This is a genomic window from Acinetobacter sp. YH12152 (genome assembly GCF_013418285.1).
In the GTDB taxonomy this organism is placed as follows: domain Bacteria; phylum Pseudomonadota; class Gammaproteobacteria; order Pseudomonadales; family Moraxellaceae; genus Acinetobacter; species Acinetobacter amyesii.
The window spans coordinates 68,066-78,146 of the sequence record NZ_VPCH01000015.1 but is presented as its reverse complement, the minus strand read 5'-3'; the positions used below and the strand labels follow the sequence as shown (position 1 = coordinate 78,146).

Below are 10,081 nucleotides of genomic sequence, written 5' to 3'. Positions count from 1 at the left end.
GTAAAAATCCACACAAGTTGTTCTTCATAATCTCTTAATGATCTTCTTGTTGGTTCGTCACCAGCAAGCTAGGTCGGCTATATTACTCTTTATTTCTAAAGAGTCAACCGGTAATTCAAATTATTTTAAACTTATCAAATAAAACCTAACTTAATCAATTCAACCAAGTCATTGTTTTATCAGAAGTTTTAATCTTCATCACCGCCGATGGATGTGCATTCTACAGCATTTCACACCCAACGCAACACCCTTTTCCATTTATTTTTAATTTTTCATTACGTTTGTTTATTTATTCTACTAAATCAGTGTTTTTTACTTAAAAAAGTGTTTTTAGCGTACAGAAAGCATGCAATACGCCAAAGGCACCCATAAGATAAACATTAAAACTGGCATAACACCGTGCACTTCTTCAGGTTTTCTATACAGCCATTGAATAAATGGAATGGCGATACCAAATAATGTAACCATCAATAGCACATCAACAAATCCACCTTTCAGCAGTAGCCACAGCAAAACTGGCACACTCATCATTAAGCCAATTATCAATAAAACACAGTATTCGTATTTTCTGAGCTGCCATCGTGTGAACCCTTGAATGATCCAGAATTGTTCTGCAGATTCAAAATTTGATTTTAAGTCCATTTTTATTACGCCTAGATTGAATAAACTCAGTGCAATATAGACGGCACACATTAATTGGAATAATTGTGAAGCAGTGAAATCAAGGCTCATGATGTTCCAAGTATCCGCCTGTGTGGCGAACCAATACAAAATCACAACCGCAGTAACTGATATACCGATACTGACAATACGATGGGTTAGAAATCTTTTATGAAATGCCTGACGAATAATGAGTTTATTTTGATTGAGCCAGAGTGGGCTATATTTCTGTATCAGAAATACGCTAGGTACTTGTAGCTTTATTGATTTTGATTTCCTACCGAGTAGCCAAAATTTTATTGCCGCTATACAGATGAAAGTAGATAACAACAGCGCAACGAGTTGAGCGTCCAATATCGCTAGACTCAAAATTGGCAAATATGTCAAAAGACAGACTAAAACCCAATATTGATTCTGTTGTAAAAACAGCATTTGTATAATTAATAAATTAAAGATCCAAAGTAGCATCAATACACTGATGCCTAGGGAAGCCAAGAGTTCATACTCAACCCAAACATATAGAAGCGCTAAAACAAATGGCAGTATCAGCAAAAAGCTTAAACTGCCTAAAAATTTAATTTCCACTGCAAAACGACTTTTGAGCGTGATGGGCAATAGCGCTAGATAGCAATACCCTTCCCCACCACTTAAAGCTTTACGTTGTATCGCACACCAAAAGACATTTAAGGCAAGAAAGCCTGTCCAAATAAACAGATTCGTGATTATTGATTTGCAATAAACCAAATCAATAATGGGCTGCACTAATGATAAGAGCAGTCCGAATAGCATTGGCCCGAGAATTAATGTGATTAAAATAAGTAAATGCTTTTGCCGTGCAACTGCGTCTGCTGTGGTCTTGACATAAAATATCCATCGATATTTCAAAAGCGTTTTTATGATTGTTCGCTGCCCAACATGTCTTTGTATATTCATGCCGCCTGCTCATTGGACTTTAACCGATCTAGCTCGATGATTTTTGCTGCAAGACTGTCTCTAAATACAGGATCATGGCAAGACAATAGAATCAATTTTGATTGGCTCTGCTGTAAAAGTATGCTTGTTAATTCAGCCAAGGCGTTTTGATCTAAGCCATTGCTCGGTTCATCTAAAATCAGTAATGGTGCCGAAGTCATTAAGGCTGCAACCAATAAAAACTTTTTGGTTGTGCCAAAAGACATGTCAGCAAATGGCGTGGCTAAATAGTGTTCTAATTTAAATTTTTCAATGAATATTTGATACTGTTCATGCGCTATCCCTGAATATCACACATTAAATTCAGAAACTCCTGCCCTTGTAAAAAATCATAAATAGGGCTTTTATCTGGCACATAGGCCACAAGTTTCTTGTATTCATTGTTATGAGGGGCATATGGCTGATCATTAATCAAAATATTGCCTGCATCGAAATCCAGCATCCCAGCAATCATCGCAAGTAAGGTGGACTTCCCTACTCCATTCTCAGCAACAACAGCGACAACAGCGACAATTCCGAATTCGTTTAACTCTAAATTTAGATTTGAAAATATACATTTTCCCGCAAAAGATTTGGACAATTGCTGCAAGCTCAAAGAAACCATCATGATGTTCCTGATTTATTATATTAAGTTATTGATTTATTATTAATCTATCTTCACATATCTTAGATCTGAATTAAATAGATTCTTTAATCGACAAATTTAATTTTTTAAGTGTTATTCACTATCTAAATACGCCAAAATCATCTTCGACAATTCCACTTTAAGCTGCTGTTCTGTAATTAAAAAACTATTATTGCTCACATAGCGCATCATGGTAAATAAAGTACTGTTAATAATCACAAAAGAGCGATGTTTCAGCGTTTCAAAGTTCCAATGTGAATAATAACGATTAAATAAATACATCCCAACTTCAAAAAAATGCTTTTCCAAAACCTGAGAGGCATCTGAATGACTGTATTGATGCCAATGTTTTAAGATCTCAATGAAGAAGCCACGATCAGCTTTCAACATATCAAAGCCAAACTGAATACAAAGTGGGATCACCTCATAAATACTGTGCTGCTCTTGCTCCACGACTATATTTTTTAGTGCTAACCCCAATTGTTCTGATTTTCTGAGCAGTAACTCTTCTACGATTTGTTCTTTATTTTCAAAATATTGATAAATCGATCCAACGCTCACACCAGATTTTTCCGCAATTTTGGGCGTCGTCAGCTCCAGTAAACCTTGTTCTGCAATACACAACTGCGCTGCTTGCAAAATGCTTTCCACAATCATTTTCGCGCGTTGTTGTTGTGGTCTTTTTCTCATTCTATTGCTCTCCAATGCGATAGTGTTATGCGAATTGGATGCGAATTGAATGCGAATAAATATTCATATTAGTGTGGTATGCAACAATAACATTGAAGATCAAAACATGACCACTCACTTCAATACCCGACTGGCTTCATTTCAGGCCACGCAGCAATCTAATCTGCTGAGTTTTCTGCTGTCTCATTTGACGGGTCAAGCTGCACAGCCGAATTACCCTCAATATCTTGACCTCAATAAAGCCTTGCAATGTGGTGACCCACAGATGGAAAAAGTGCTCACGTGGATGATGCAGAACCCTAAACAGCATCGTGAATATTTTGAAATCGCTCTATTTAAAGGTGTCGAGCAGCTTCCCTTTTCTATTCCTGAACTCGAGCATTTTTTTAAGCATGTTGAACAAACACCGCCGTGGGTAGAGCCAGAAAAAATACAGCAAGCCCTTGAGTTCACCCATCGACTCGGGATTAACAATGGCTTTATTTTGCGAGACCTTTCACTCATGGTCGGTTATCTCTTCCCCGGTTTCAATCAGCCACTCATGCTGACCGGTGCTTTAAATAAACAAGCCGGTACACGTCTAGCTGAAACCACTAAATGGTGGGTAGATATCACTGAAGAACGCGGACTCGAACGTTTGCATGCAGGATTTACATCGACGATTTATGTGCGTTTTATTCATGCTTTGGTACGGCATCAACTCCAAAAAGGCAAAGACTGGGATTTTGCAACGTGGGGGGTACCGATGAATCAATTTGACTTGGCGATGACCAATCTTGCCTTTAGCAGTGTGGTACTTTTGGGCATTCGCGCTTTAGGAATTTTTCCGTCAAAACAAGAAACTGAAAGCTTTTTGCATTTTTGGCGCTATGTCGGCTGGTTGATGGGTATTGATGAAAAATGGTTAATTTCAAAAGAATCTGACGGTTGGAAACTGCTGTATTGGATGCAATTTGTACACCCCCAATCCGATGCAAGCAGCATGGCTCTCGATGCCAGTCTTTCTAAAGAACCTTTTGAAAGACAGTACAAATACCTCCGACCGCTTCAGCAAAAACTGGCTTATCGACAACATCTGGAGCTGACACAATTTTTTATTGGCAAAAAACGCATGCATAAATTAGGGCTCAAACCCCAGTCCGCCGCATGGTTTGCCTATTATTTATTAGCTAGAAATCTCGTCCTGTATTCAGGTGCTAAGCTAAGCATGTCCCGAGTTTAAATCAAAAATTACAGCAAAAAGGCCGTGCGATTCAAAAACTCGGTTTAGCACTGTATCAAAGTAAGGCCAAACAACTGGCAAGTATGCACCAATAAAAAAAGCAGAGCGATCGCTCTGCTTTTTGGATGACAAATGTCCGGACTTAGAACTTCATCGAAATACGTGCCCAATAATTGCGACCAATATTATTAAACTGTTGATCGGTCGCTAAACCTGTCCCTGCATCACCCAGTTTATTCAGATGCTCGGTATAGGTTTTATTCAGGAGATTATCCACACCCACAGATACATCTACACCCTCATCAATATGATAAGTACCATTTAATGACAGTGTGCCAAAACCTGCACTTTCTTTCAGGTCATAACCCACGATATTGCCTTGGTACGCACTGATACGATTTTGCCCATCAACCACACGCCAAAATGCTCCCAAAGTATAATTATCTTGGATATAACGTAAATTTACCCGAGCTTCTAAAGGTGAGATTTGTGGTAATGGCGTATTATCCGTGGTGTTTTCCCCCCACGCATACATTGCGCTGACATCTGCTTGGATCGCATCTGTAAATTGATAGCCAATCCCAGCTTCTGCACCTGCAATGGTTGCATCGATATTTCGACTATGCGCTTCCATACCTCCCATCATTCCTGTTCCATGCTTATAACTCGTTAAAATATAATCATTCACCAAACCAGCATAAGCCGACACCCAAGAATTCAAAGCACCATGTTGATGTTGATAGCCCATATCTAACTGAAGCGTTTTTTCCGTATCAATATGATTGAATGTATTGATATCACCATTTCCTGATTTTGGGCTAAATAATTCCCAATAATCTGGCATACGTTCTACATAGCCTAAACCAATATAGGTTTTACCATCATCATGTTCAGGATGTGTATTTTCAAAACGGATAAAGCCACTTGTTAAGGTTTTATCCAATTTACGGTTATAACCTTGAGCAATTGAATCTTGTCGTTCATCTTTCACATCGACTTGATCAAACCGAACACCTGAAACCAAACTGTTTTGATCATCAAAATGATAGGTTAATTCACCAAAACCACCATAAGACTGATATTTCATGTCTGTCATGCGTGGCTGGTCTTGATAAACAATATGATTTTTTGAATCTGTTTTACGAATACTATGTTGGTTATTTTGGCTGTCGATACCCGTAATAAATTGAAGACTATCCCATTCATGGGTTACGGCCATACGAGCGTTTAATGTTTTACGAGCAACATTAGTCGCCATTTTCATCATTGGTTCAGGACGTAAACTATAGTTATCCATGACATGATCATTAAAGCTATAGTTCACTTGTGCTTCAATTTTCTTAATCACCTCAGTGACATTCTTTTTCTCGACTCGAAGCCCCAAGCTTTCACGGGCAAATTGCGAACCATCCATTGAACGGCCCGCGTACACCGCCTCACCATCGGCTTTACCTCCAGTAAGTTCTACCCATGTATCTTCGTTTGGCCTCCAACCGAGTGCCAAATCTGTATTCCAACGCTCCCAGTCTGACGGCACAGTATTGCCATCTCCATCTTGGTAACTGTCTGCAACAGAACGGCTGGCATTTAGACGGACATATTTATGTTCATCGCCCACAGCCGCCTCGACATTATGATCTAAGCGACCATAAGAGCCGATCATCACACTGGCTTGACCACGGTAGTTTTTATCAGCATCCAACTGTTCAGGTTTGCGTTCAAACAAGACTGTTGCAGCAGAACCTGTATTGGCATATTGAACCGTTTGAGGCCCTTTAATCACTGAAATTCGGTCATAACTTTCAGGGGAAATATAAGACGTCGGTGCATCCATACGACTCGGACAAGCCCCGAGATTTTCTGTACCATCGGTCAATATTTTAATGCGTGAACCAAACATGCCACGAAACGTCACATCGCCATTGGTTCCTGCGCCACTTTTCACTGCACTAAAACCCACAATGCTTTTTAAATAATCGGCCCCATCACTGGCAGGTATCGGTTGAATCGGCTGTTTGGGGTTGGCACGAACAATCAGGCCATTGGCATCATTACCCTGATGTGATGTCACCACAATCGGTGCTAAAGTTTGTACAGCATTGGTTCCCGTCATCTCTACGGACATCTCGTCAGCCATCACTGTAGTTGAATAGCAGGCAACACAAATTGCAGCCGCAAGAGGCTGTAGAAAAAATTTAGGCTGAGCCATGTTTATCTCACAAAATACATAAATAAAGGCGTACCTGAGTCCTCAAAGACCCAAGTTTAAAAAACGTCGGATTTATGCAGCGAGTGGCGGGGCTCGACCTTGCGGAAGTAAAAAGAGTTGTTGAAGAACAAACCAGACATGCTTGAAAGCTTTTTGAAAAGCAATTAAACGAACTTGAATTCGATCAAGCACTTCTTTTACATCAAGTTCAGGGGGCAAAACCAAATTGCCGTAGACCGTACAATACTGACATTGATGACTGGCATCATGTTCATGGGCTGTATGATCGACTTGAACTTGCTCTACATGAGCGGAAGATGAATGGTGTGAATGTGCGGTATGTTCAGCATGAACATTGGGAAGTAAAAGTGCACGCGTAATGGTTTCGCAGACCGGAGCAACTTGATATTGCTTGGGCAATAATGGCTGTAAAAAAACAGCAATCTGCAAAAAAACGGCTGCAAAGGACAGCAGCACTCCACTACGAAACAATACAGGTAAACCCTAACATTTGTCTGCCCCAAGTATAACAAAGCCCAATCGAAATTGGGCTTGTCTCAGGTATTTTTTAACCGCGATCAATTAACGTTTAACTGCGACTTTATCTTTTTGACGCTGGCGAACCAATTTTTCCACTTTGTCACGTGCACGTTGACGTTTCAAAGGCGATAGATAGTCGACGAACAACTTACCATTTAAGTGATCCATTTCATGTTGGATACAAACTGCGAGAAGTCCGTCCGCTTCCACTTCAAATGATTGACCTTCAAGGTTAATTGCCTGAATTTTTACACGTGACGGGCGCTCAACTTTATCGTATATTTGAGGCACTGATAAACAGCCTTCTTCATAGGGCTGCGTCTCTTGCGTCAATGGCGTAATTTTGGGGTTAATAAACACCATGGGTTGATCTTTTTCTTCAGATAAATCCATGACTATCAGCTGAATATGGTGATCTACCTGTGTTGCTGCCAGGCCAATTCCCGGTGCTTCATACATAGTTTCAAACATGTCGGCTGCTAACTGACGAATTTCATCAGTAACTTCTTCGACTGGTTTTGCAATGGTACGAAGACGGGGATCGGGGAAACTTAAAATAGGTAATAAGGCCATACGACGTCCTCACTTATGCCATTGATCAAAAAACAAAATGAAGGAATGCTTCATCAAAAAATTGTGTGTAATATCGTTATTATAACGCAGTTACATACATAATTTTAGGAATTATGATAATGAAAAAGGTTTTGAAGGGCATGCCAACTTTTAGTGCCTTGGGGTTTAAAAAACAATTATTGGCACTTACAGTCTGTGTAAGTGTGGGGATGGGAATGGTCAGTGTTGCAGAAGCTGCCCCTGCTCGTAACGTCAATCCACCGTCATTGAAGGCAGGTGCGCCTCAAGTTTATGTGGTGAAAAAAGGCGATACGTTGTGGGATATTTCCAAGCGTTTCTTAAAAAATCCTGTGCGCTGGCCTGAAATCTGGGCGAGCAATAAACACGTGAAAAATCCGCACTGGATTTTCCCAGGTGACCGCCTATTAATGTGTACCTACAATGGCCGCCCAATCATCGGTAAGGATGAAGGTGATGGCTGTGAAGGTATCATTCGTCGCTATACAGGTGGCACTAAACTTCAACCACAAGTTCGTGTTGAATCCCTCAACAGTGCGATTCCGGTTATCCCATTAGAATATATTAAGCAATGGCTTGAGCGCAGCATGATTGTTGCAGCTGATTCTGTGGAAGGCACACCTTACATTTTAGGTACAGCTGATCAACGTGTATTGGCAGCCAAAGGCCAAACAGTTTATGCACGCGGCCAAGGTATGCAAGTTGGTCAACGTTATGCTGTTTACCGTGAAGGCGAACCGTACATCTTTACCGATGCAAATGGCAAAAAATACAACGCAGGTTTAGAACTGACTCAAGTCGCTTCAGGTGTTGCTGTTCGTGGTGAAAATGACATTACCACTTTAGAACTAACCGATACTTATAATGCCGAAGTTCGTCGTGGCGATCGTGTTCTTCCTGAATATGATCCAATGCTGCCAACACTGTTCTATCCAACCAATGCAGAAAATGTCACTGCTGGCGGTAGTGTAGTTCGTGTTATGGGCTCGATTGGTACTGCAGCGGTTCACAGTGTTGTGACGATCGACCGTGGTAGCTTGCAAGGCGTTCAATCTGGTCAAGTCTTTAGCGTGAACCAAAAAGGTGAAATCGTGACTGATCCAAAAACCAAAGAACGTGTTCAACTTCCAGGACAACGTATTGGTAACATTATGGTATTCAAAACGTTTGATAACCTAAGCTATGCTTATGTACTTGAAAGCGAATTACCAATCAAAGTAGGTGCAACGATTCAGCCACCACTGATGGATGACTAAGACCAAATCCATAAAAATGAGGCTGTATTTCAGCCTCATTTTTTATTATCCAACAACGATATCACTGATCATTTTAAACCATAAAAAGAAGACAGATTCAAAGGTCTCATTATGCTCAACTCATTGACTGACTTGCATTTAGATTACATTCGCCTGTGGTTTGTGGTGCAACACTCACTTCGTAGTTTCTATAAAATTCAGCAGCACTATCCTGCCCTACACCACGCCCTTAAGCCTGATCAAATCACCACATGGCAAAAATTAGGACTGCATAAAAATCATTTACAGCGCTTTGAAGAATTTCATAGTCCAAGTGGACAGCTTAGCTTTGAAAAATGTCTCAAGGATATTGAACAATACAGTGACTTTGTACTGATTCCTGAAGACCTGAACTATCCTCAACAGCTTTTACCTTATAGCGACAAGCCGCCCATTCTATTTGGGCAAGGTAATGCCCAAGCCTTGATGCAACCCCAAATTGCGATTGTTGGTAGCCGCAAACCTAGTCCCCAAGGTCGGCAAATTGCTTATGATTTTGCTTATTATCTAAGTGAGCAAGGGTTCTACATCAATAGCGGTTTAGCACAAGGAATTGATGAAGCGGCACATCGCGCTGCCATACAACACCACAGAACCATTGCCGTGATGGGTACAGGTTTAGATCAAACTTATCCGACCGCACATCAGCGTTTAAGACAAGAAATCATCCAACATGGGGGAACCGTAATCAGTGAGTTTCTTCCACACACTCCCCCATTGCAACACCATTTTCCACATCGAAATCGTATCGTCAGTGGGCTCAGTCTTGGTGTCATCGTGGCGGAGGCGGCATTAAAAAGTGGCTCACTGATCACAGCTCAACGCGCTGCCGAACAAGGCAAATCTATTTTTGCCATCCCAGGCCATATTTATAGTGAGTCACATCAAGGTTGCCATCAACTCATACGCGAAGGTGCAATTTTGATTGATCATCCACAACAGGTTATTGAAGACTTGGCACTAGCCACACAGTGGCAATCACAGGCTGCCGAAACCTTAACAACCACCGAAATAGCCACACCAAAAACAGCAACATCGGACACACCTCCACCCGAACCCATACCGGACCATTTAGTTGCATTGTATCGGCAGCTTGATTGGGTCGGCCAAAGCCTTGATCAATTGTCCATTCAACTCAAAATTGATACCGCGACATTAACCAGTCAACTGATGGAATTAGAGTTAATGGGCTATGCCACACAACAAGCCGGACACTACCTACGTTGTCGAATGGGTAAATTAGGTTCACAATAGTCCTTTGTCGAATCAGATAAGGT

At 40.9% G+C, this 10,081-nt stretch carries 9 protein-coding genes and 1 pseudogene; 3 read left to right on the top strand and 7 right to left on the bottom strand.

Features of this window, described 5'->3' with window-relative positions:
• Window positions 1–330: 330 nt before the first annotated feature.
• The 4 genes from FTU83_RS06945 to FTU83_RS06930 all read right to left on the bottom strand — a co-directional run bounded on the left by FTU83_RS06945 (window position 331) and on the right by FTU83_RS06930 (window position 2,947).
• Window positions 331–1,593 carry a hypothetical protein gene (locus FTU83_RS06945; protein WP_180105985.1) on the bottom strand — a complete coding sequence of 421 codons (1,263 nt, stop codon included), beginning with the start codon at window positions 1,591–1,593 and terminating at the stop codon, window positions 331–333.
• Window positions 1,590–1,892 carry an AAA family ATPase gene (locus FTU83_RS06940; RefSeq protein WP_373685361.1) on the bottom strand — a complete coding sequence of 101 codons (303 nt, stop codon included), beginning with the start codon at window positions 1,890–1,892 and terminating at the stop codon, window positions 1,590–1,592. The genes FTU83_RS06945 and FTU83_RS06940 overlap by 4 nt, the downstream gene beginning before the upstream one ends.
• A 17-nt stretch (window positions 1,893–1,909) precedes the next feature.
• Window positions 1,910–2,239 carry an ATP-binding cassette domain-containing protein gene (locus FTU83_RS06935; protein WP_180105984.1) on the bottom strand — a complete coding sequence of 110 codons (330 nt, stop codon included), beginning with the start codon at window positions 2,237–2,239 and terminating at the stop codon, window positions 1,910–1,912.
• Window positions 2,240–2,350: 111 nt separating this feature from the next.
• Window positions 2,351–2,947, bottom strand: coding sequence for a TetR/AcrR family transcriptional regulator (locus FTU83_RS06930; RefSeq protein ID WP_078194008.1), 597 nt, complete (start codon window positions 2,945–2,947; stop codon window positions 2,351–2,353).
• 106 nt (window positions 2,948–3,053) lie between these two features.
• On the opposite strand from FTU83_RS06930, the pseudogene FTU83_RS06925 reads away from it, so the two are divergent.
• A pseudogene (locus FTU83_RS06925) lies at window positions 3,054–4,264 on the top strand (oxygenase MpaB family protein).
• 47 nt (window positions 4,265–4,311) lie between these two features.
• On the opposite strand, the gene FTU83_RS06920 reads toward FTU83_RS06925, so the two are convergent.
• From FTU83_RS06920 to def, 3 genes are all read right to left on the bottom strand, one after another.
• Window positions 4,312–6,378, bottom strand: coding sequence for a TonB-dependent copper receptor (locus FTU83_RS06920; protein WP_180105983.1), 2,067 nt, complete (start codon window positions 6,376–6,378; stop codon window positions 4,312–4,314).
• Window positions 6,379–6,450: 72 nt separating this feature from the next.
• Window positions 6,451–6,870 (bottom strand): DUF2946 family protein, encoded by a 420-nt coding sequence (locus tag FTU83_RS06915; RefSeq protein WP_180035144.1) that lies wholly within the window; start codon window positions 6,868–6,870, stop codon window positions 6,451–6,453.
• A gap of 90 nt (window positions 6,871–6,960) precedes the next feature.
• The gene (gene def / locus FTU83_RS06910) at window positions 6,961–7,491 is read right to left on the bottom strand and encodes a peptide deformylase (protein ID WP_078191459.1); all 531 of its coding nucleotides are present in this window, start codon (window positions 7,489–7,491) and stop codon (window positions 6,961–6,963) included.
• Between the two features lie 119 nt (window positions 7,492–7,610).
• Between def and FTU83_RS06905 the strand changes: the two genes are divergently transcribed.
• Both FTU83_RS06905 and dprA read left to right on the top strand, forming a co-directional pair.
• Window positions 7,611–8,765 (top strand): LysM peptidoglycan-binding domain-containing protein, encoded by a 1,155-nt coding sequence (locus FTU83_RS06905; protein WP_180022161.1) that lies wholly within the window; start codon window positions 7,611–7,613, stop codon window positions 8,763–8,765.
• A gap of 111 nt (window positions 8,766–8,876) precedes the next feature.
• On the top strand, window positions 8,877–10,058 hold the full coding sequence (dprA, locus tag FTU83_RS06900) for a DNA-processing protein DprA (RefSeq protein WP_180010745.1): 1,182 nt from the start codon (window positions 8,877–8,879) through the stop codon (window positions 10,056–10,058).
• The last annotated feature ends 23 nt before the right edge of the window (window positions 10,059–10,081 follow it).

Bases quoted from the DNA above. Each gene is read 5' to 3' on its own strand.
- FTU83_RS06945 (WP_180105985.1), bottom strand. From the start codon at position 1,593: ATGAATATACAAAGACATGTTGGGCAGCGAACAATCATAAAAACGCTT.
- FTU83_RS06935 (WP_180105984.1), bottom strand. From the start codon at position 2,239: ATGATGGTTTCTTTGAGCTTGCAGCAATTGTCCAAATCTTTTGCGGGA.
- FTU83_RS06930 (WP_078194008.1), bottom strand. From the start codon at position 2,947: ATGAGAAAAAGACCACAACAACAACGCGCGAAAATGATTGTGGAAAGC.
- FTU83_RS06920 (WP_180105983.1), bottom strand. From the start codon at position 6,378: ATGGCTCAGCCTAAATTTTTTCTACAGCCTCTTGCGGCTGCAATTTGT.
- def (WP_078191459.1), bottom strand. From the start codon at position 7,491: ATGGCCTTATTACCTATTTTAAGTTTCCCCGATCCCCGTCTTCGTACC.
- FTU83_RS06905 (WP_180022161.1), top strand. From the start codon at position 7,611: ATGAAAAAGGTTTTGAAGGGCATGCCAACTTTTAGTGCCTTGGGGTTT.
- dprA (WP_180010745.1), top strand. From the start codon at position 8,877: ATGCTCAACTCATTGACTGACTTGCATTTAGATTACATTCGCCTGTGG.